A 20,661-nucleotide genomic window follows, 5' to 3' on the forward strand; every position below is an offset into this window, starting at 1 on the left:
AACACCTCACCACCGCAACCGACACCCGCGCTGCGCCATCTGAAAGCTCCGCACGGATGTCGGTTGCTCCACCTGCGCCAATCGGCGTATCAAACCAAAGGGCTCCGGTTCCGGCTGGATGAAAGTTCAGTGGCAGGTCAGCCGCCCATGAGCCTTGCAGCGGATCCAAAAGCCTGCTCGCATCATGCTGGCAATGACGGAAAAGGCACGATAGTAAGGTTTCTCCGGTGCATAGGCGTACGTATCGCTATAGACAAGATCGATGCGAAAGTTATTGTTTGGTTGTGCAATGATGGACGGTGGAAGTTCAGGTCTCATCATAACGGAGACGATGAACAATGGCGTCACAGAAGACCAAGATCATCGAACACCTGTTCATGAAGCATTGGAACGCTTCAAATGGCAAGCTCGATAGAAGCCTCATGAGCCTCGACGACGTCGCGCAGGCTATCCGTGAGTGCAATGACGTCCATGGAACCACTCTGAGCGACAGGAACCCAGCCAATTTCATGAAGGATCTTCTGCGCGGCGCAAACGCGTCGAAAAACTGGCCTTCTTTCGTGGCAGCGAAGCGTTTCACAGGCATTCAAAGGACAAGCGATGGAGAGTGTTTCGAGTTCATTCCCTATCGCCAGGGCCAAACAGAGCCGTTTCCCGATGCGTTCAAGGTTCGCTCGGAAGCTCCAGACTTTCCCGTTCAGTCGATTAGTATTCCTCTTGTCACCAAGACTCTAGGACGCTCCGACGAAACTTGGTTGATCCAGACAGCTATCAATTTACGCGTCGTCGAAACGCATTTCGCAGTGGCACCGGCGTACCCATTATTGGAGCTAACCCATCTCCAAATGGGCATCAAGCTTCGCTCGACTGAAATCGACGCGCTGTTTCTTGGTAAGACCGGTGATGTGAAGAACCCTGAATCGGTTTTAGTGACTTGCGAGGCGAAACAGGACAAGGATCCGCTAATCCCAAGCCAGATCATCAATCAAGTACAAGCGGCCTTTGCGGAAGCTGAGGTCGAGACGGTAATTCCGATAGGATTACGCACCATCAAGGGGGTTGGATTCTATCTGACAGAATTCCAAGCTGTGAAACGCGCAGATGCTTCAAGATTGGAGGATCTAATACTAGCCAGTGACGCCATCTACAAGCTGTATCCCGCCGTGAAGGGTATCTGAGGCCTCTATCTCTGCCTGCTTGCGTTTCTTGGCGTTGCTTTTCATATTTCTCCGCCCGATAGGATTTCTTACCTTGAAGTACGCCGCTGCCTCCATATTGCCCATTGAGAGCAGCGCTTCGTCGCCGAGATCGATGGCCCCTGTTGGCCGCGTGCGGCGAACGCCGAGAGCCTTAATGACGGAAGTTGCGACGGCCCTAGCCAGCGGCGGTGGAACGGCGTTTCCGATCTGCCTTGCCCCATGCCATTTTGTTGCGTTTAGGCGGAACCAGTCTGGAAATCCATGAAGGCGGGCCATCTCGCGAACCGTTATGCAGCGGGCATAGGCATAATGGATCGGACGCGGGCTGGTAAACGCTCCGCGAGCAGAATCTGTCCCTGCACGTAGGGTGTTGGACACCCCATCTGATGGTAGCCTAAAAAAGCGCGAGATCGGTTCCACCCTTCCTTGCTCCGTTTCGCGAAACCGCCGGCGGGAAATATCAGTGTGTTCAGTCCTTGCGCTCGACGACAGTAAATTCGGGTTCCAGTTGCGCGGGTAGCCATATCCCCAAGCGTCATTTCCGATGCCTCTCAGCGGCTGTGCATACGCGCTTGGCTCACCGAAGGCGGTTGTCTCTACTGCATCGGACAAACGCAATTCATCGAATGTCTCAGCGTCAGGCAGGTCGCCCAAGGCGTCCTCGCAAGTTGGTCGCTTCGAGATTACTTGCGGGTAAATAGGAACTGTTCGGCCTTTCTTGGCTCCCATCAGGATCAAACGTTGCCTGTCTTGTGGAACGCCATAATCGGCGGCATTAAGAACGCGCCAGTCCTTCTGAATGTCGTAGCCTAGAGCCTCAAATTCTTCGATCAACTCGAAAAGAAACTTTCGGTGTTTTCCGACAGTCAGGCCTTTTACGTTCTCGAATACGAAGTAGGCAGCGTCCAATTCTTTGACGATACGCACAAAATCCTTGACCAGAGAGTTTCGAGGGTCGTCTAGGGCGCGCTGCCCGATAAGCGAAAAACCTTGGCAAGGAGCACCGCCAAATACGACGTCTACCGGCCGGTCGCCGATCTGCGCCGCCGCACGGATATCGTGTCCGGACACGTCCGTGACGGACTGCGGGATTACAGCACAGAGCGGGAAGTTGTACTTATGAACCGCGGCATGGACCGGGTCGAGCTCGATCGCCGCGATCACGTCGAACCCTGCTTGTTCAAAGCCGAGACTCATTCCGCCCGCGCCGGAAAATAGATCGACTCCAATCGGTCTTGACATGTCTTGCCCCCTGTCGTTTTTACACAACATATCGATGCATGTCCGATTTGACCAGCGAAACCTGGTGTTTAAGGAGCACTTCGACGAGACAAACCGCGCCGTCGATATCCCGTAAGTCGCACTGCCCACGGGCGTACGGATCCGTCGTGTTCCGCAAGAAGCTGTTGTGGCCCCAGTTGGCGCGATACACGGCGGAGAAACCACCGTGCCCCGTGGCGATGGAGGCCTGAGACGGCACGGCACTGATCAGTTGGACGTCAGTCGCGTCTGTGCCGGAATGTCTGACGACGGACACTTCGACTCCAGTCTCCTTCGGCAACTTGGAACTGGGATCGGAATTTCAATCAGCTTGAAGCACCTCATTCTGCATTTTCGCCGGCGATCACATCTGCATTCCCGATTTGGATTTCAGCTGCACTGCTTCGGAGCCAGACGGCCAAGAGATTGGCTGCGAATTCAGTCTGCTCCGGTCTCCTGAGCGCGCACTCCCAGACCGTTGCCACACGCCAGCCAGCATCAAGCAGCTGATCGTGCACCGACCTGTCCCGCGCGACATTCGCGTCGAACTTCGCCTGCCAGAACTCTGGACGCGTCGATGGAGTGGTTGTGTAGCGACACCCCTCATGGCGATGCCAGAAGCAGCCATGCACGAAGACGATAGCCCGATGTTTTGAAAGCACGAGGTCAGGCCGCCCGGGGACCGTCTTCGAATGCAGCCTGTAACGGAAGCCGCGCGCATGAAGTGCCCGCCGCAGCACCAGTTCGGGCTTCGTGTCCTTCCCCTTGATCCCGGCCATCATCCGGGAGCGGGTCTGTTTGTCTACGATATCGGTCACGTGCACCCTGGTCTTCGATCTGCAACCTAGTATACACCGACCGAACACGTTTCGTCAGGAGTCTGATTTGTCAGCCACTTTCGGCATTGTCGATCTTTTCGCCGGTCCAGGCGGACTTGGCGAGGGCTTTGCCTCCCTCGTCGAGGATGGACATGCGCCGTTCCGGATCGCCATCTCGGTCGAGAAGGAGGCATCGGCCCATCGCACCTTGACGCTGCGCGCGTTCATGCGTGAATACCACGCGCGGCACGGTTCCTTGCCTGATCAGTTCATCGATTTCCATGCGGGGCTTGTCCCCGAGCCTGATTGGTCAGCAGTCGACGCTGAAGCTTGGCAGCTTGCCATTGATGAGGCTCGTGCACTCGAACTCGGCACTGAGGCAGCTGCGACGGCGATTGACGGTGCCATCGCACAGCTGCGCAAAAACCATGACGATACGATTCTGATCGGCGGACCACCCTGTCAGGCTTATTCCCTGGTCGGGCGCGCGCGGGCCAAGGGCAAGATCGGCTATGTGCCTGAAGAGGATGAGCGGCATTACCTGTTCCGAGAGTACATCCGCGTGCTCGACAGGCTTCGGCCCGCCGCTTTCGTGATGGAAAACGTCAAGGGCATTCTGTCCTCGTCTGTTGAAAGCCGACTTGTCTTCGAGATGCTGATGGAGGACCTGTCCTCGCTTGGTACGGGCCAAGGTCATCACTACGATCTGCTGGCAGTCCGGGTGGAAGATGGAAAAGCCAGCCTGCAAGAGGCGGCGCGACCGTCTGATTTTATCGTGCGCGCTGAGGATTTCGGGGTCCCGCAACGACGCCACAGGGTGATCATCGTCGGAATTCGGTCTGACCTTGCGGACAAGGCTGCGCATGCCGGGATTGCCGCCTCGGGCCTGAAGCGAACGGTCAGTGACGTGATCGGAACTATGCCGGACCTGCGCAGCGGCATCAGTCGTGGTCGAGACGATCCATCGGCTTGGCGAAACGCGGTTGTCGAAGCGGCGAAACTCCTGGCGAGCATACATAAGGGCAAGGAGGACGGCCCGCTTAGGGAGGCGTTTTCATCCGTTTCCAAGCGAGTGAAGTTGGACGCGCCGAGCCGTCGGACGGCGTCATGCCTGCCGGATGGCTATGGCACCTCGAACAATGAACTGCTGCGGTGGCTAGAGCGGCCGAACCTGCGTGCTATTGCCCAACATGAGACGCGCGGACACATGGCCTCGGATCTGGGACGGTACCTGTTCGCCGCTGTGTTCGGGGCAGTGCGCGGCTACAGCCCGAAGGCCGCCGATTTTCCCCTCGCGCTTAGCCCGGATCATCGGAACTGGCACAGCGGCGTCTTCAACGACCGATTTCGAGTCCAGTTGGCCGATGCACCCGCGACTACAGTAACCAGCCATATCTCCAAGGATGGACATTATTTCATCCATCCTGATCCTATGCAGTGCCGCAGCCTGACCGTGCGCGAGGCGGCTCGTCTGCAGACCTTTCCCGACGACTACCTGTTTCTAGGGAACCGGACCCAGCAGTATGTCCAGGTCGGAAACGCAGTGCCGCCATTTCTTGCGAGGCAGATCGCGACCTTGCTCCACAAGCTTCTGGCACGCGAAAGCCCAGGCTAAAGGAGTCCTGCGGTCTCGCAAGCCTCCAAGTTTCCTCGTGCGCGGGGCAGAGCTCTAGGAAGTTGGTCGCCTCAAACTGCCTTCTGCGCCAAGTGTGCCTTCGCTCGGGTCGCACAGATGTCAATGAGATCATCAGCCTCGTCGTCAGACAACGCCTCGAACAGAATTCCACCACCGTCTCGGTTCAAAGCAATCATGAACTCTCTGAATGATCGCTCGCTGGAGGTAACCCAAGTGTTTTTGCGCATGGCGCGGACAACGGCTCTTGCAAGGGGTCTTCGAGCGGCAGTGTTCGTGCGTTCGACAAAGTTGCTACGGATATCCGCGGTCTTCAGGATGAGTCGCAACGCGCCTTCGGGATCATCCGGATCTGCGATACTGGCGATGTGCATGTTCCACCAAAGGCGGGATAGTGCATTGTCGTCGCGGATCGCAGTAAGACCTTGAGCAAACATGTGGATCCTGACCTGGGCGTCGAGCGGCTCACCGCTGTTCCCCGAGAGCCACCTGTCGCGCGCATAGCCAAGGCACTCGATGTGCGTCAGCCTGGCCCAGACACGCTCCTCCCGCGCGAGAGCAGGCGTCATACCGGGAAGAGCCTGAAACAGGATCAGGGAGTTGTCCACGTCGGCGGCTGCCGTCCTCGCTGTACCATCTAGAGTCGCCAGCAGGTCATGATCAACCTGAACATTGCTGGTCTCGACAGCCCAGCCGTTGTCATGCTCGAGATCAAGGAAATCGCCGGCCTCGTACCGGTCACGGTTGGTCACGATGCTCTCCTTGAGCTCGGAAAGCTTCTTTTCCGAAAGATACCTCAGCGGCAATACCGTCATCTATCTGCCTCCACTACCAACTGCTCCAGTCCGCTTGCAGGACCATCGAGAAGTTTCTGAGCGCTCTCGAGGATCGATGTATCCGTCTTGGGATCAACGCCTCGGGCATCGCAGCGGGCCGCGAACGGAGCATGCCATCGATATGACTCGTATTGATCCGCTCCATTTTGCAGCGCATCCAGGACTTCCATCACTGCTGGAAGGTATACCGAGTTCATCACCACAGGTTTTCCGGCCTTCTGCTCGCGCAAAAGCATGATGGTTTCGTGCGTCTTCTCTCCAGCGAGAATGGTGATTCGGTCCCTCTCCAGCTCAACCTGTAACGTCCCTTCCGGAATGTCCGGCGAGCGGTCCAGTTCGAAGATGCTTTCAATGGGAGCAAGCTTGGCTTGACCGACAGAGATAATGTGCTCTTCTCCAATCGCGATAATATCCCCGCGGCCCAGATCCACCGGCGGTGAAAACTCTGGGTGAATGGTTCCAGGATCCCAGCCAGCCAGCGTGTCGTTCAACCAGACGATCGGTCGCAAGGACACCCTGTTCAGCAGAACTCCGGCAGCGAAGTCGGTGCGGCCGTTGGGCCATGCCAGAGTGCGGAGTTCAGTATGATACGTATCCGCGCAGCGTACGAAGCAGCCCACTGACGCCTTGCCTGTTTCGACGAGTTGTCGGATCCCGGGTTCCGTCAGGGTGGTCTCGTGCTGAATGGAGAGCGCCCCCGTTGCGATGTTTTCGCTGAGGATGAAAGTCATGTCGAATTCACATGCGGTGAAATCCCCTGTGTCGTGCGCGAGGACCGGATGCGGATAGCGCGTTTCTTCCGAGAACCTCATGCCGGCGTTTCCTCGGCTTCTGCGCGACTCACGGCGATCAATTCGATCGGGCCATCGTATGGTTCATCGAATGAAACGGTCACCTTGCACCTTTCCCCGTCCTTTACATCGACAGTGAGAACGCCCGAACCCGGAGTGCCTGCGTCAGCAGCCGTCACGTTCAGGCCCTCGGGTGCGTTCACACCCGTGGCCTGGACCGTCAATTCGATCGGTCCTGAGGCCTCCGGAGTGAAATGAATCTCACGGGATGTAGCTGCTCCGGAACCGTCTGAACGGATCAGGTTACGCACATCGCGGAGAACAACCGGCTCGCGGTCTCCTGCCGTGCCACGACCGCCCGTGCCGCGACCGGTTCCGGAGCCGCTACCACCGCCTTTGCCACCGGACCCTGTCCCGGTCTGGCTGCGACCGCCGCGCTCACCTCCGGCAGGGCTTGATGCCTTGCGAGACTTTGATTTTCGTCGAGTGGACTCGTAGGTATATCGCTCAGGATCGTGCTCGGCGTTCGGATCGTCGGGTGTGGCAGCCTTGCCGGTTTCCGCGAAAAAACGCCCCAGCTCGTCCAAGACCACCGAGCCCTCATGCTTCACGCCAGTCGTTGACTTGATGATCTCCCTGAGTTCCTTGCCAAGGCGCTTCATGGCTGTTGCAGCATCTGCACGTTTGGCGGCGTCGGGAAGCCGTTCCGCCGAGAAGCCGTCATGCGCCGGGTTCTCAAGCCTCTTCAACGTCACACCGGCTTCAAGATCATCCGGTTCCACCATAACAATGAAGTCGCGAGATCCGCGGAATTGTTGGAGAGGATGCCCGAAGTGCTGGAGATTGTCGGTTATCAGCATCCCATTTCGTATGAATCCTACGCGGCAAGGCATGCCCTCTTCGATCAGCACTCTGACGCGCACCTTGCCAAGCTTTGGAATAGTAAGGGTTTGTTCTTCCGCATTATCTGAGACGAGACAACGATAGAGCTGTCCTGCGAAGGTCAGATCAGCTTGGTGACCTGTGCGTTCAGCTGCATCGATGATGTCTTGCTTCGAGAACAGGCCCTCGAGTGTGTTTCGGTTAATGTTGATCCTGCCGTCGTCAACTTCGAACACCATTTGCTCGCAATGAACGGCGCAAAAGAAATTCGAGACAAGCGAATACGTCATGCGTTCCGCCCAGTCTTCAGCCGCGCGAAAGCCCATGCAAAAGATCGATGTGCCGATCTCGTTGCGCCTCATCCAGTCAGGTACCAGGGTGCGATCCGTCACAGCTCGAAATCCGTGAGGATCACCCCAATAGCCCGTAGCCCTGTGCTTGATGCCCTCGGTGCTCGTGTGAGACACCAGCTTTACCTTGCCTTGAGCGGCGAAGGCCTCGCCATCTTCGCCCTTGTAAGTCGTAGCGTAAAATACGGTCTGAAGGTCCGACACTGCAAAGGACGCATTTTTCCCGATCCCGAACGAACCACCCGAGTCGACGGTGTCCTTCGCAGTAACCCCGGAAGCCTTGACAAGCGAATGGAACGGGGTCTCTTCCTCATCAGGCGGACCAACCAGGCCGGTCGTGTTGTGATCGGCTATTTCGAGCACTGGTATGTGCTTTGTGCCTATCACCTTGGATGCATTGGAGAAGAACTCACGTTCACGGTCTCGCTTCGCCTCGGCGCTGCAGGCCGCGATTGTGTCTTTCAGGATGTCATGGGACGGAAAGCTCGAGTGATCGAGGTGCAAGACATTGAAGGACATCCTGACAGGATGATCGGGTAGACCTGTGGCTGCGTCGCGACTGTTCTGTCCAGCTTCCCTGGCGCAGCTGGCATAGGGCGCGTCACGAAAGGTCTCAATTCCAGCGTCTCCGAGTCCTTGCTTCTCTCCTGCTTCGTTGGGCAAGAATTTCAAAACTGGTTCAACCATCTTCGAAGCCTTCCTTCCATCGCTGTCCTTGAAAGGGCTTTGCCTAAAGCCTGAAATCGCCGGAACCGCTGCTGTCGCCATCGCCGAAGCGTGATCGAGCCAGCTCAAGCTCCCGCTGCAGGGTCCGAAAGATCTTCTTCACGTCCTCATCGGAGTAGCTATAGGCGGACCGATTTGACAAATTTCCAATCAGCCGAATGTCCTTGAGGGCCCGGTTCACACGGCCCTCTGCTAGCCTCACGAAGCTCTCTCGCTTATCCTTCATGTCGCTGATATAGCAATATTACGCGTATGTTGCAACAGAGCGCCAACATTTCAAAAATGTTGCTTATGTGCGTGGGCTGCGCGACCTCGAGGTTTCACCGTTGGCGCTGTCCAGTCTGATGCAGATCGGCGCGAAAATCGTTATTGGGCATTGTCAGAGGAAACCGGGTTGAGACGCAATTGGCGCCGCCCTAGCCTGCCCGGATGACAAAACGCGATCCATTCAAGTACCTCAAAACCAGCCGCGAGATCATCCGCCTGGCAGTCCTGCTGTATGTCAGGTTTCCGCTTTCATTGCGGAACGTCGAGGATTTGCTCCATGAACTGGACATCGACGTCTGTCATGAAACGGTGCGCTATTGATGGCATTGTCAGAGGAAACCGGGTTGAGACACAATTGGCGCCGCCCTAGCCTGCCCGGATGACAAAACGCGATCCATTCAAGTACTTCAAAACAAGCCGCGTGATCATCCGCCTGGCAGTCATGCTGTATGTCAGATTTCCGCTTTCATTGCGGAACGTCGAGGATTTGCTCCATGAAGGAGGCGTTGATCCGGCGGGCCGCCGCACGGACATACGATGACCTTTGGCGGGGCGTTGGCAATGTCTGCGATCTCTTCACTGAGGAAGAGTGCTACAACTTCTTCAAGGCCGCAGGCTATGAAACCGATTGAACGCAACGCGCTCTAACTGAAACATTTGATCGGTTCGCCGCTAGTGAAGGCAGTGCCAAAGGAGAGCGAGTGGAAGCATCCGCTGGATACCTATGCGCCTACTATTCGCCTCCGAGATGCGCAAGGCTCGGGTCCAGCGGATGCGCTGTTACTCGAACCCGATGAAACCGGAGCGACTCAGCCACGCCATCAAAAAATGACGGCACCTCTTTACCTATCCCAGCTTTCGCTGCGCATCGCGCACCAGGGCTGCGAGGCGGAAGAACCCGTGGGCCATTTTGGAATAGGGAGTCAGCACGAAGAAGGTCAGAACAGCGCCCAAGTGCAGCGCCAGCAGCGGTTCCAGCGCGGGGGTCTTGCCAAGCGCGTAGAGCAGCAGGCCGGAGGCGCTGACCGTGAAGAGCAGCAGGATAAAGCCAAACTCGCCGCCGCGCACGTTCGGGGCCTGAAGTTCCGGCCGGGACATGGTCTTCAAGCGCAGCAGACCCAGCGTGCCAAGGCAGAGCAGGATGCCCCCAGTGACGCCGAAGAGTTTCGGCAGGGAAAAGAAGCCATAGGGCGCAGGCATGCTGAAGACATAGTGCATGATCGTCGCGACAGAGGTGGAGGCGAAGCACAGTAGGAAGCCGTACATCACCGCTTGGTGCATCGCCCGCCGTGCGTGGGAGAAACGATCCTCGTCCTGGAAATTGCAGCCATCGCCATGCCCGCCCGCAAGGTTGCGCATGGTCGCAGCAGAGCCGAAGGCGTCCTTCAGATGCGACAGGCGAATCGGCGCGCCGCCAATCCGTTTCCAGTAGCGCCGCAGGGAGATGCCCAGCGCCAGCAGCGGCAGGATAAAGGCGGGCAGGAAGATCGCCACCATTGCGTTGTGCGACAGCACGGCATAGAAACCTTCGCCACCGCCCGGCAGGTTGCGCGCGGTCAGGAACAGCAGGGAGATGCCAACGATCAGCGCCAGTGCCAGCATTGTGCCAGACCGGTGGAAGGCCCGGCCGAGCGCGGCGGGGAATGCCGCCTCTTCCCAGCTTTCCTGCCGCAGTTCAGCCAAAACGCCGGGCAGGTTCAGTTCGAACTCGTGCGGGGCGGTGTACTGGCAAGCCGAATAGCAGTTTTGGCAATTGTGGCAGAGATTGGCGAGCTGGACGAGGTCGGCCTCGGCAAAGGCGCGTTCTGCATGCATCGCCGGAAACACGGCGCAATACCCTTCGCAATAGCGGCAGGCGTTGCAGATCTGGGCCTGGCGGCCGACTTCTTCGAGGGGATTATCGTACATGGTTTGCGGCCTCCGCGCCCGCGATTCGTCCAAACACGGTGCCGATGCTCATTCCGAACCCGGCAAGGTATCCCTTGCCCAAGATCGATCCGGCCATGGTCTCGCCAGCCGCCCAGAGGTTTTCGATCGAACCGCTCTCGGTCCGGCACTGCGCCTTCTCGTCAACCTTCAGTCCGAGATAGGTGAATGTCACGCCGGTGCGCAGGCTGTAGCCGTAGAAAGGCGCTTCGGTAATCGGCCTTGCCCAGTTGGTCTTGGCCGGTTCGATGCCACTGGTGGCCACGCCGTCCTTTTCCATCGGCTGGAAGTTGGTCGCATCGCCACAGGCGGCGTTGAATTCCTCGACCGTGGCCATGAATTCCTTGGCGGGCAGGCCTATTTTCTCTGCCAGTTCCGGCAGGCTATCGGCCTTGATGGGCGGGAAAACCGATGGCATGAACAACTTGAGGGACTTTGCGTCGATGATCGCATAGCCGACCTGATCGGGCTGTGCCGCGACGAGACGCCCCCAGATAGCGTAGCGCTTGGGCCATACATCCTCGCCCTCGTCATAGAAACGCTGGCCGTTCTTGTTAACCACGACGGAAAACGGCACGCAGTCAAGCCGGGTGACAATGCCACCATCATATTTCGGCGCGCGCCCGTCGATGGCGACCGCGTGGCACTGGGTTGGGTCTCCGACCGAGGAAACGCCCTGATCCAGCAGGTCGCGCAGCACGGTGCCCCGGTTATAGGGCGTGCCGCGGATCAGGAAGTTGCGGGCGGGCGGGCCCCAGGCATCGGCGAGCCAGTCGATATCCGCCTGGAAGCCGCCGGAGGCGACGATGACCGCGCGCGGCACGATGCTGCGCTGCTCTCCGTCGAGCTCATAATCCACCCGGGTCACGCGTCTGCCGTCGAGTTTTACATGGGTTACCGGCGCGTTATAACGCACCTCTACCCCAAGCGACTCGGCAGTGCGGTAATAAGCGTTCACCAACGATTTTCCCCCGCCCATAAAGAAGGCGTTCGTACGGGCAAGCGACAGGGTGCCAGACAGGGAAGGCTGAAAATGGACGCCATGGGCCTCCATCCAAGGCAGGCATTCCTCGGACCGGCGAATGACCATGCGGGCCAGATTTTCGTCGGTCTGGCCACCGGTCACCTGCAAAAGGTCGTCGAAATATTCCTCTTCGCTATAGCAGTCGACCAGCACCGAAAGCGGGCCTTCGTGCTTGCAGCGGAAGTTCCGCGTGTGGCGGGAGTTGCCGCCTCGGTAGTCTTTCGGCGCGGTTTCGAGGATGATGACCTTCGCACCCGCCTCGGCGGCTGTGATCGCGGCACAAAGCGCGGCGTTCCCCCCCCCGATGATCGCGATGTCGTGGCGCTTGTCTTGCTGGCCCATTCGCATGCTCCTTAGGACTGTACGTGTTATATTATCGCTCCCGATCTCGATTGATAAATGCAAATGAATGTAGGATTATGCCGCCATGCGCATAAATTTCGATTTCGCCGATCTTGAGGCCTTCCTAGTCTTGTCCGAAACCGGCTCCTTCGTGGTGGCGGCGGCACATCTTGGAGTATCGCAATCTGCCCTCACCCGGCGGATCCGAAAGCTGGAGGAGACGCTCGGCGCGCAGCTGTTCGACCGCACCACGCGCTCCGTCCGGATGACTCTCGCCGCCAAGCGCCTGCGCTCCCGCGCGCAAGGGCTGGTGGACGAAGCGCGGGAGACGATGCGCGAGATGAAGGATGACACGGCCGAGTTCAGCTTTCAGAACCGGGCCATAGTCACTGTCGCGGCAGTGCCAAGCACGATCGCGCGGGTGGTGATCCCAGCGGTGGGGCTATTCTCCGCCGGGCGAAACGAGGCACGGGTGCGCATCCTCGACCTTCTGGCGAACGAGGTGGCCGAGGCGGTAGAGGACGGACAGGCTGATTTCGGCGTCTCCTCTTGGGCCGCGCCGGACGGGGCGTTGCTGTTCGAGCCATTCTTCGAAGACCGCGTAGTGCTGGTCGTGCCCCCCGATCATCCGCTAGCCCAAGCCTCCGGCGCGCTGAAATGGGGGGCGCTGTCCGGCCAGCGGCTGATTCTGCCGAGCCAAGGCAGCGGCAACCGCGCGTTGATTGACCGCGCGCTCGCGCCGGAGGCTCTGTCCCTATTCTGGAGTTACGAGGTACCCCGAACCTCCACCGCGCTGGAACTGGTGCGCGCTGGGCTGGGCGTTGCCGCCCTGCCCTTGTCGGCGGTGCCGGTGGCCGATGGTTCGCGCCTTGCGATCCGCCCGCTCAGCTCCCCCGCCGTGGCACGGAGAATCGGGCTTGTCTACCGCCGTAACGGCGCCATTCCTCCCGCCGCTGCCCGGCTGCGCGATCTAATCGTTCCCGAGGCGCACCGTTGGGCTGAGGTCTGACCCAAACGCCGACACGCTCGCCGGGAACTTGAATGTTACGCACGGCGAGCGCACAATTCCCAGCGTCGGCGGCCACGCCCCGGGCCCGCCACTTTCCTAGGCTGCATGACGCGTCGCGCGCCTTCAATGCCGCCCGGGAGGCGGAGGCTGCGCTGTTGCGCCAGTCAGAGAATCGGGTTCCAGGGCGCGGCGAAGAAGCGGTAGCCGTCATCCTCTCGCCCGATATGACCGAAGCCCGGGAAGTCGAGATGCATGCCACCGACCAAGGTCTCCTCTGTAACTGCGATTTCTAGAAGGCGGCGGCGCATCGCAGCAGCGGCAGCCTCATCACTGTCGAAATCCAGCGTCACATGCGGAAAGCGGATCTGGATGTGCGGCACATGCACCGTGTCGCCCCAGATCAGCAGCGAGTCGTCCCCGTCGGCGACGAGATAGGCCGTATGCCCCGGAGTGTGGCCGGCGGAGGGCACCGGCGTGATACCAGGGAAAACCTCGCCTGTGCCCGTGAAGGGCCTGAGCTGGTCGCCATAGGCCCTCAGCTGCTCGCGCGCCGCGCGGAAATACCGCTCCCTCTTGCGCTCAGGCGCGGCGGCCATCGCGGAATCGTCCTGCCAGTGGCGCATCTCCGCATCTGCTAGCGCGATCTCCGAAGCCGGGAAGACGCGGCTGCCGTCCGCATCGGTCAGACCGTTGGAATGGTCGGGGTGCATATGGGTCAACAGCACGGTCTCGATATCATTGATGTTAACACCGGCGGCGGCCAGATGCGCCGGCAGAAATCCCAGCGTCGCGCCCATCGTGTGCCCTGCTCCGGCTTCGATCAGCGCGATGCGCCCCTTGCTGCGTACGAGGTAGGAATTGACCGAGATACGTGGCGGCGATTGAAGGTAAGCGGACCTCATATGCGCATCGCCCTCTTCCGGCGTGATGCCGTGGAATATCTCATAATTGGTGTCGAGATACCCGTCGCAGATCGCGGTGACGGTGATCTCACCCACTTGGTGATGATAGATACTTGGAACCTGTTGCATATCTTTCTGCCCTCGATAGGTCCCCACCGCGCCTCCCTGCGGCTCAGACCCTGTCTTGTGATGTCTTTTCGGATCAGTGGCGAGCGAATATGTGTTTACCCTCGTAGGCAAAGCAGCGGATGCGGACCTTGGCACCAAACGCCGTGCCAAAGGCAACCTCCAGCTTCTCCATAAACTCGCCCATCAGCTGTGGCGTGCGATGCCCGCCGGAGCGCAGCTTGACCTCAATATAACCGGGGTTGCCGATGGCGTGCTTTCCCGTCTGGATGAAGATCACGTGGACCTTGTCCGGCTCCGCGCGGATCAGATCGATGCACAGCGAATTGCAGGTTGCAAGGAAGATTTCATATGTCTCATCGGACTGCGCAAGCGTGGCTTCGGGTGCAAAAATAGTGACGTTGGGCATGGCAAATCCTCGCGTTGGAAGCGGCAGTCTGGAAAAGTTCCGGCGGCGCAGGGGCGCGGCCGGAACGTATTATCGGATCATCAGCTCGGGAAGATAGAGCGTCAGCGCTGGGATCGCTAGCAGCACCGCCAGAACCATCACCTCCATAATCACGAAGGGGATGACGCCGTAATAAGCCTGCTTGGTGTTGATCTGTCCCTGTGACGATCCCACCACCGCGAATATGTTTATCCCCACCGGTGGCGTCATACATGACAGCTCGATCAGCTTGACCATGATGATGGCAAACCAGATCGGGTCATAGCCGAGGCCGACGACCAGCGGGTGCACGATGGGCACGGTCATGACCATCATCGAGATCGGGTCCATCAGCATGCCGAGCACGAGATAGACCAGGACCAAAGCTGCAATGACCATCCACGGCTCGAAGCCGCTAGCGGATACGAAATCCAGCAGGTTGTCGACGAAGCCGGTCACCAGCAGAAGCCGCGAGAAGGCGGTGCCGCCCATGACGATGAAGAACAGCGCCGAGGTGATGACCGCCGTGTCGGCGAAACATGTCATAATCGCGCCGCCCGGCAGACGCCGCAGCATCAGCCCGACGATTAGCACGGCCAGCGCGCCAACCGCACCAGCAGCAGATGGGGATACAAGCCCCGAATAGATGCCGCCCACAACGATGAAGGACACGATGCCGATCGGCCAGACGGTCTTCAGGCTGCCGATTTTCTCGCGCATCGTGAAGCTGCGTACCGAGGGCGGGGCCCATCGAGGACGAACCCGCACCATCAGGGCGATCCCTGCCAGGTAGATGCCGCCGGTCAGCACGCCCGGAATGATCCCGGCCAGCAGAAGCTGGCCCACGGATTCCGATGTCAAAACACCATAGAGAACAATGGTGATCGAGGGCGGGATCATTGCGGCGAAAGTGCCGGCTCCGATGATACAGCCCGCCGCTATACCACGGTCATACTTAAGGGCGATCATCTCCGGCAGGGCGATCCGGGTAAAAAGCGCGGCCCCCACGATGGTGGAGCCGTTCACTGCTCCAAAGGCCGCCGCGGCGATCGTCGTCGCCATGTAGAGCCCGCCACGCACGCGCGCGAGCCACATGTTCGCTGCCTGGTAGATATCCCTGATGATACCGGTCGCTCCGGCTAACATCCCCATGAAAACGAACATCGGGATAGCGGCAAATGTATAATTCCCGGCAACGCTATAGGGCAGCGTCGTGAACGTGGTAAGCGTGTAGTTTCCGCCGACGGACAGCATCATGCCCGACGCGGAAACGAGGATCATCGACACGGCAACTGGCAGGCCAAAGGCCATTAAGCCGAGCATGACAAAGATTGAACACAAGGCGATCAACGTCGGATCCATCACAGATTTTCCATTGTATTGTTCTGGGCCTGGTCCGGCGCGTTTCTGACCGGGCCATTTGCTTGCGGATCAAAGCCGAAGATCGCGCGCACCAGTTCCCTGGCCGCTTCGGTCACGGCGACGCCAAGGCCGATCGTGGTAAAGAGCTTCGCGAGCCAGATCGGCACGCGCAGGAAGCCAGCGGAGACATCGTTGTGACGCCAAGCAGTCATCGCCCCGATACCGGAGCGCCATAGCAGAAAGACCAGAACTGCCAGCATCGCGGTCAGGATCACGAATGTGGCGAATTTCTTGAGCCGGGGGCCGTAGCCATTGCTGAACACGTCTACGACAACATGTCCCCCGGTGCGTTGCAGGTAGGCAAGCGCGGAGAAGATCGCCACCGCAAGCAGCGCCTCGCTGATTTCAACCGCGCCGATAAACGGCGAGTTGAAGAAGGCTCTACCTGCGGTGTCGATCACGCCGATAACGAGAATGACAAAAATGCAAATGCCCGACATGATCATCGCGGCCGTCACTAGGTAACCAATTAGGGTTTCGACGAACCAGAGGGGACCGGTCCCGCGAGGTTTTCGCGGGACCGGGTTGTTAAGCCCGTTGCTCTTGTCGGGCGCTGATTCGGAAGTCATTAGTCGTTTCCAAGCACACTTCTGATTTCTGCGACGGTGCTTTCAGCAGCTTCGCACATCTCCATACCGCACATGGATTCTGCCCATGCATCAAGCATGTTCGGAACGACTGCATGGACCTTGTCCATATCCTGGAACTCGATGAATTCCACGCCAAGTTCGGCCGCTTCTTCCATCGTTGCTTCTTCCAAGCGTGCAAAGCTTTCTTTTTCAAAGGCTTCAGCCACGGCGGCGGCTTCAGAAACAGCCGCCTTGAACTCGTCCGACCAGCCTTCATAAGTGTCGTAAGAGACAAAGCTGGAATAGGCCGCGATCGCGCCGAGGTTGATGTCGCTCCAGTATTTCGCGACTTCGCCAATTTTCAGGAAGCCCGCACCTTCGATCGACAGGTAGGCGCAATCGAGGCTGCCGCGTTGCAAACCTTCATAGACTTCGACCATGCCGATATTCACCGGAACGGCACCCAGTTGTTCGAACATTTTCGGGGGCCATTCGCCGAAGGTACGCACGCGCAGGCCTTCGATATCCTCGATCTTGCGGACCGGGGTCGTGCATTGCAGGCGGTAGGGTGGCAGACCGTGGAAGAGGATTGGATAGACGTTGTTGTTCTTCAGCTCTTCCTGAAAGTAGGGGTTTTCCATCGCCAGCTGCTGCTGGACTTCCATCGCGACGATCGGATCCATGAAGGTCAGCGGGATCGAATTTACGAGGCTCATGAGTGGCATCTGGCCGGGAAAGTAGGCAGGCACGAAGCTGCCTACGTCGACGGCCTTGTTGGCGGTCAATTCCAGCAGCTCGGTGCCGCTGCCCATGGCGCCGGCCCAGTAGAAGCGGGTGCTCAGTTCACCATCGGTGCGCTTTTCCAGTTCTTCCGCGAACAGCTTGTCGGCCTGCGACGCGCCCCAGGCTTCTGCCGAGAAGTGCGCCCAGCGCCAGGTGCCGCTCGGATCTTCGGCCGATGCGGGTACCGCTGCGGCTGCAGTGACGGCGCACAGCGCGGCCCCTGCGATTTGCTTGATGTACATCATGTTCTCCTCCTTGGTTACTTTCTGAGTTAAAAAGTTGACTTGCTTCGTTTGGTCTTTGGGTTGTGTCGGGCCGCTCTCGGCAGATCTTGCCTCCTCCCGCGACCCAGCACCGTTAGACCGTTGATGTCGCTGATGGTGTCCTCGATCCTCAGTACTTCCGGATAAATGGGTTGGGCATCTTCAGCTCTGTCGAAATCCAGACGCTCTTAGCCTCCATGTATTCGCGCACCGCCTCGACACCGCCTTCACGGCCGATGCCGCTGTGCTTGAAGCCACCGAACGGCGTGGTGTAGCTGGTCGAACGGTAGTTGTTCACCCAGACCGTCCCGGCCTTTAGCCGCTCGGTCATGTACATGGCTCGGTGCAGGCTGCTGGTCCAGACGCCGGCGGCCAGGCCGAAGCGGATATCGTTGGCGATCCGCAACGCGTCGTCTTCATCGGTGAAGCGCAGTACCGACAGGACCGGGCCGAACACCTCTTCCTGCGCGATTCGCATGTCGTTGGTGACATCGGAAAAGATCGTCGGCTCGACGAACTGACCGGCGCCATACGCCTCGCCGGTTAGGCGGTTGCCCCCGGCGACGCAGCGCGCGCCTTCCTTCTTGGCGATGTCGATATAGGACAGGACCTTCTCGAACTGCGGCAGGGTCGCCACTGGGCCGATCTCGGTCGAGGGATCTGATGGATCGCCGACCTTGGCCGCGCTGGTGATTTTGACCAGCTTCTCGATGAATTTATCATGGATGCTGTCCTGCAGCAGCAGGCGCGAGCCGGCCATGCAGGTCTGCCCACCGGCAGAGAAGATACCGGTGATGACACCGTTCACCGCGTTGTCGATATCGGCGTCGTCGAACACGATGTTCGGTGATTTGCCGCCCAGCTCGAGCGAGACTGGCTTCAGGCCTGCAGCCGCCGCGGCATAGACCTTGCGACCACCCTCGTCGCCGCCGGTGAAGGCGACGCGCGCCACGTCCTGATGACGCACCAGCGGATCGCCGCAATCCACGCCGAAGCCGGTCAGCACGTTGAACACACCCGCGGGCACGCCCGCCTCGACAAACAACTCCGCCAAGTCGAGCAGCGAGGCCGGGGTGAACTCGGACGGTTTGCAGATCATCGTGTTGCCCGCCGCCAGCGCCGGTCCTGCCTTCCATGCGGTCAGCAGCAGCGAGGAGTTCCACGGCGTGATACTCGCCACGACCCCCATCGGCTCGTACTTAACGTAGTTGAACACCTTGGGCTTGTCGTTCGGAATGACCGCGCCTTGGATCTTATCGGCGAGACCGCCGTAGTAATAGAAATACTTGGCGACATAACGGACTTGGCCCATCACTTCGCTCTTCAGCTTGCCGTTGTCACGGCACTCAACCTCAGCCAGCTTGTCGGCATTCGCGTCAATCAGCTCGCCGACCTTGTAAAGCAGCATGCCCCGATCGCTTGCGGACATCTGGCCCCAAGGGCCGTCTAACGCCGCCTTGGCGGATGCAACGGCGCGATTCACGTCGGCCTGCGTCGCCTGCGGCACACGCGCCCAAGGCACGCCGGTGAACGGATCGAGCGTCTCGAACGTGCCGCCTTCGGCCGCGTCAACGAATTCGTTCCCAATAAAAAGCTGGTAGGTCTTCATTTATTCTTTCCTTGTTGCATCTCGGCGAGACACTCTTTCGTTTCCCTGAAGCGCAAGATCAAAAGACATCATGGCAAGCGGTCATTACACTTTGGAACCCACCCCACACCTGCTGATTTCCCAAGAAGGCAACCCCAGCACAGCCCACCACAGCGCACATGCGAGACCTACGCAAAACAGCACCTGACGGCTGATTCGATATCTGATCAAATGCCTGCAAGCCCCCCCCCTGCTCTTGTCGTAATTGCGGCCTCATTAACGCTTACAACGCTTCTCGTAATGTAATTTTTGAAACGTTTCAACCCAAAATTCAGTACATTCATGGCTTGAGAACTTTTCTATTCTCGAGTGAGTCTCCTATATGCGCATAAAAACTGCGCACTGTAAAAACACCATTATAATGTTGAATTATATGATATTTATTAGGTTTAAGATGGTAAGATGCAAAGCTATGGAACCTCTGGCCGTTTTTCAGAAAGGGGACTTGACACATATCAAAAATAGGTATTTCGAGTATTATATGAACTGTTTCATCTTTATGGCTGCACTACAGATTCTGCGCGGCCCCGCACTTGGCGTGGCTCGAGATCATACCGAAGAGGTAGGCAAGGACGGCTCGGTAGTGGAAGATGTGAGCTGATGACAGATCAGGGAGGAAAGACATGACTTCTGAAAGAAACGGGCTGAATTCGCCGGAATTCAAGCTCTTTATGATCCTTTACGCAGAGAGCCCAGCGAACCGCCCAGCCTCGCATAACTTCGTGTCGCCGGTCGATTTCCACGACACTGACATGCCACTCGATTTCTTCTCGTGGGTCGCCGTGGGCGGCGACAAGGTGGTACTGATCGACAGCGGCTGCGACGAGGAAACCTGCCGCAGGCGGGGTCACAACTTCATCCGCAGCCCGATCGACGGACTGGCCAGCCTTGGCATCAAGCCGACCGATGTGACCGACGTGATCGTCACCCATATGCACTGGGATCATCTTGGAAACCTTCCGGAATTTCCCAGTGCGATGCTGCATGTCCACAAGACAGAGATGGCCCATGCCACCGGCTGCGCCATGTGCCATGAACCGCTGCGCCGCCCCTATGACGTGGATCAGGTCTGCGACGTGATCCGCGCGCTTTACGCCGACCGGGCAAGCTTTACCGAATCCGTCACCAACATCGTGCCGGGCCTGCGAGTGCACCCAGTGGGCGGCCATGCGCCCGGCCTGCAGATCGTCGAGGTCAGCACCGCGCGCGGCCAAGTCGTGCTGGCCTCCGACGCGATGCATTTCTACCGGAACGGCGAATTGCAGAACCCTTACCCGGTGGTTGTCGACGTGCGGGAATATCTCGATGGGCTGAAATACCTGCAGGCACTCGCCCCCAGCCCTGAACATATTATTCCAGGGCATGACCCACAGTTGCGCTCCGAATATCCCGAAGTTCCGGGAACCACGGGCATTTGGGACCTGTCCCTGCCTCCGCTAGCCTCGAAATAAACATCCA

The 20,661-nt window shown here is 58.7% G+C and carries 18 protein-coding genes and 2 pseudogenes; 7 read left to right on the plus strand and 13 right to left on the minus strand.

What is annotated here, in order from left to right; translation table 11 throughout:
- The first annotated feature begins 338 nt into the window (after positions 1–338).
- The gene (locus RID11_RS19815; protein ID WP_350142024.1) at positions 339–1,178 is read left to right on the plus strand and encodes a hypothetical protein; all 840 of its coding nucleotides are present in this window, start codon (positions 339–341) and stop codon (positions 1,176–1,178) included.
- Here the strand turns inward: RID11_RS19815 and RID11_RS19820 are convergent.
- Together RID11_RS19820 and RID11_RS19825 are read right to left on the minus strand one after the other, a co-directional pair.
- Positions 1,128–2,441, minus strand: coding sequence for a DNA cytosine methyltransferase (locus RID11_RS19820; RefSeq protein ID WP_350142025.1), 1,314 nt, complete (start codon positions 2,439–2,441; stop codon positions 1,128–1,130). The genes RID11_RS19815 and RID11_RS19820 overlap by 51 nt on opposite strands.
- A gap of 359 nt (positions 2,442–2,800) precedes the next feature.
- A complete protein-coding gene (locus tag RID11_RS19825) occupies positions 2,801–3,277 on the minus strand; it encodes a very short patch repair endonuclease (RefSeq protein WP_350142026.1) in 477 nt (158 codons plus the stop codon).
- A 67-nt stretch (positions 3,278–3,344) separates the two neighbouring features.
- Here RID11_RS19825 and RID11_RS19830 point away from each other — a divergent pair, with 67 nt between their 5' ends.
- Positions 3,345–4,892, plus strand: coding sequence for a DNA cytosine methyltransferase (locus RID11_RS19830; RefSeq protein ID WP_350142027.1), 1,548 nt, complete (start codon positions 3,345–3,347; stop codon positions 4,890–4,892).
- A gap of 71 nt (positions 4,893–4,963) precedes the next feature.
- Here RID11_RS19830 and RID11_RS19835 read toward each other — a convergent pair whose 3' ends face one another.
- From RID11_RS19835 to RID11_RS19845, 3 genes are read right to left on the minus strand one after another with little or no spacing between them, the layout of a single operon-like run.
- Positions 4,964–5,725 carry a DUF6339 family protein gene (locus RID11_RS19835; protein WP_350142028.1) on the minus strand — a complete coding sequence of 254 codons (762 nt, stop codon included), beginning with the start codon at positions 5,723–5,725 and terminating at the stop codon, positions 4,964–4,966.
- The gene (locus RID11_RS19840) at positions 5,722–6,558 is read right to left on the minus strand and encodes a hypothetical protein (protein WP_350142029.1); all 837 of its coding nucleotides are present in this window, start codon (positions 6,556–6,558) and stop codon (positions 5,722–5,724) included. The genes RID11_RS19835 and RID11_RS19840 overlap by 4 nt, the downstream gene beginning before the upstream one ends.
- The gene (locus RID11_RS19845; protein WP_350142030.1) at positions 6,555–8,564 is read right to left on the minus strand and encodes a hypothetical protein; all 2,010 of its coding nucleotides are present in this window, start codon (positions 8,562–8,564) and stop codon (positions 6,555–6,557) included. Before RID11_RS19845 ends, RID11_RS19840 begins: the two co-directional genes overlap by 4 nt.
- A 360-nt stretch (positions 8,565–8,924) precedes the next feature.
- Here RID11_RS19845 and RID11_RS19850 point away from each other — a divergent pair.
- From RID11_RS19850 to RID11_RS19860, 3 genes and pseudogenes are all read left to right on the plus strand, one after another.
- Positions 8,925–9,077, plus strand: a pseudogene (locus RID11_RS19850) (IS6 family transposase); the annotation flags it as partial.
- 64 nt (positions 9,078–9,141) lie between these two features.
- Positions 9,142–9,273, plus strand: a pseudogene (locus tag RID11_RS19855) (IS6 family transposase); the annotation flags it as partial.
- Positions 9,257–9,394, plus strand: coding sequence for a hypothetical protein (locus tag RID11_RS19860; RefSeq protein ID WP_350142212.1), 138 nt, complete (start codon positions 9,257–9,259; stop codon positions 9,392–9,394). The pseudogene RID11_RS19855 and the gene RID11_RS19860, both read left to right, overlap by 17 nt.
- A 214-nt stretch (positions 9,395–9,608) precedes the next feature.
- Here RID11_RS19860 and tcuB read toward each other — a convergent pair whose 3' ends face one another.
- Positions 9,609–10,670, minus strand: a complete 1,062-nt coding sequence (tcuB, locus tag RID11_RS19865) for a tricarballylate utilization 4Fe-4S protein TcuB (protein WP_350142031.1) — start codon at positions 10,668–10,670, stop codon at positions 9,609–9,611.
- A complete protein-coding gene (gene tcuA / locus RID11_RS19870) occupies positions 10,660–12,054 on the minus strand; it encodes an FAD-dependent tricarballylate dehydrogenase TcuA (RefSeq protein WP_350142032.1) in 1,395 nt (464 codons plus the stop codon). The genes tcuB and tcuA overlap by 11 nt, the downstream gene beginning before the upstream one ends.
- Positions 12,055–12,139: 85 nt before the next feature.
- Between tcuA and RID11_RS19875 the strand changes: the two genes are divergently transcribed.
- Positions 12,140–13,063 carry a LysR family transcriptional regulator gene (locus RID11_RS19875; protein ID WP_350142033.1) on the plus strand — a complete coding sequence of 308 codons (924 nt, stop codon included), beginning with the start codon at positions 12,140–12,142 and terminating at the stop codon, positions 13,061–13,063.
- A 164-nt stretch (positions 13,064–13,227) separates the two neighbouring features.
- Here the strand turns inward: RID11_RS19875 and RID11_RS19880 are convergent, their stop codons facing one another.
- The 6 genes from RID11_RS19880 to RID11_RS19905 form a co-directional block, all read right to left on the minus strand.
- The gene (locus RID11_RS19880) at positions 13,228–14,094 is read right to left on the minus strand and encodes an MBL fold metallo-hydrolase (protein ID WP_350142034.1); all 867 of its coding nucleotides are present in this window, start codon (positions 14,092–14,094) and stop codon (positions 13,228–13,230) included.
- A gap of 73 nt (positions 14,095–14,167) precedes the next feature.
- Complete coding sequence (locus RID11_RS19885; protein ID WP_350142035.1) at positions 14,168–14,500, minus strand: hypothetical protein; 333 nt, start codon at positions 14,498–14,500, stop codon at positions 14,168–14,170.
- A 69-nt stretch (positions 14,501–14,569) separates the two neighbouring features.
- Positions 14,570–15,880, minus strand: coding sequence for a TRAP transporter large permease (locus RID11_RS19890; RefSeq protein ID WP_350142036.1), 1,311 nt, complete (start codon positions 15,878–15,880; stop codon positions 14,570–14,572).
- Positions 15,880–16,386: a TRAP transporter small permease gene (locus RID11_RS19895; protein ID WP_350142037.1), complete on the minus strand. Its 507-nt coding sequence runs from the start codon at positions 16,384–16,386 to the stop codon at positions 15,880–15,882. The genes RID11_RS19890 and RID11_RS19895 overlap by 1 nt, the downstream gene beginning before the upstream one ends.
- Before the next feature lie 122 nt (positions 16,387–16,508).
- Complete coding sequence (locus RID11_RS19900; RefSeq protein WP_350142038.1) at positions 16,509–17,537, minus strand: C4-dicarboxylate TRAP transporter substrate-binding protein; 1,029 nt, start codon at positions 17,535–17,537, stop codon at positions 16,509–16,511.
- Between the two features lie 148 nt (positions 17,538–17,685).
- Positions 17,686–19,164, minus strand: coding sequence for an aldehyde dehydrogenase (locus RID11_RS19905; RefSeq protein WP_350142039.1), 1,479 nt, complete (start codon positions 19,162–19,164; stop codon positions 17,686–17,688).
- Positions 19,165–19,826: 662 nt separating this feature from the next.
- On the opposite strand from RID11_RS19905, the gene RID11_RS19910 reads away from it, so the two are divergent.
- Positions 19,827–20,654, plus strand: a complete 828-nt coding sequence (locus tag RID11_RS19910) for an N-acyl homoserine lactonase family protein (protein WP_350142040.1) — start codon at positions 19,827–19,829, stop codon at positions 20,652–20,654.
- Positions 20,655–20,661 lie beyond the last annotated feature (7 nt).

It is taken from the genome of Roseovarius sp. (genome assembly GCF_040219995.1).
Lineage (GTDB): Bacteria > Pseudomonadota > Alphaproteobacteria > Rhodobacterales > Rhodobacteraceae > Roseovarius.

Coding starts and splice junctions, on each gene's coding strand:
- RID11_RS19815 (WP_350142024.1), top strand. CDS start 339: ATGGCGTCACAGAAGACCAAGATCATCGAACACCTGTTCATGAAGCAT.
- RID11_RS19820 (WP_350142025.1), bottom strand. CDS start 2,441: ATGTCAAGACCGATTGGAGTCGATCTATTTTCCGGCGCGGGCGGAATG.
- RID11_RS19835 (WP_350142028.1), bottom strand. CDS start 5,725: ATGACGGTATTGCCGCTGAGGTATCTTTCGGAAAAGAAGCTTTCCGAG.
- RID11_RS19840 (WP_350142029.1), bottom strand. CDS start 6,558: ATGAGGTTCTCGGAAGAAACGCGCTATCCGCATCCGGTCCTCGCGCAC.
- RID11_RS19860 (WP_350142212.1), top strand. CDS start 9,257: ATGAAGGAGGCGTTGATCCGGCGGGCCGCCGCACGGACATACGATGAC.
- tcuB (WP_350142031.1), bottom strand. CDS start 10,670: ATGTACGATAATCCCCTCGAAGAAGTCGGCCGCCAGGCCCAGATCTGC.
- tcuA (WP_350142032.1), bottom strand. CDS start 12,054: ATGGGCCAGCAAGACAAGCGCCACGACATCGCGATCATCGGGGGGGGG.
- RID11_RS19875 (WP_350142033.1), top strand. CDS start 12,140: ATGCGCATAAATTTCGATTTCGCCGATCTTGAGGCCTTCCTAGTCTTG.
- RID11_RS19880 (WP_350142034.1), bottom strand. CDS start 14,094: ATGCAACAGGTTCCAAGTATCTATCATCACCAAGTGGGTGAGATCACC.
- RID11_RS19885 (WP_350142035.1), bottom strand. CDS start 14,500: ATGCCCAACGTCACTATTTTTGCACCCGAAGCCACGCTTGCGCAGTCC.
- RID11_RS19890 (WP_350142036.1), bottom strand. CDS start 15,880: ATGGATCCGACGTTGATCGCCTTGTGTTCAATCTTTGTCATGCTCGGC.
- RID11_RS19895 (WP_350142037.1), bottom strand. CDS start 16,386: ATGATCATGTCGGGCATTTGCATTTTTGTCATTCTCGTTATCGGCGTG.
- RID11_RS19900 (WP_350142038.1), bottom strand. CDS start 17,537: ATGATGTACATCAAGCAAATCGCAGGGGCCGCGCTGTGCGCCGTCACT.
- RID11_RS19905 (WP_350142039.1), bottom strand. CDS start 19,164: ATGAAGACCTACCAGCTTTTTATTGGGAACGAATTCGTTGACGCGGCC.
- RID11_RS19910 (WP_350142040.1), top strand. CDS start 19,827: ATGACTTCTGAAAGAAACGGGCTGAATTCGCCGGAATTCAAGCTCTTT.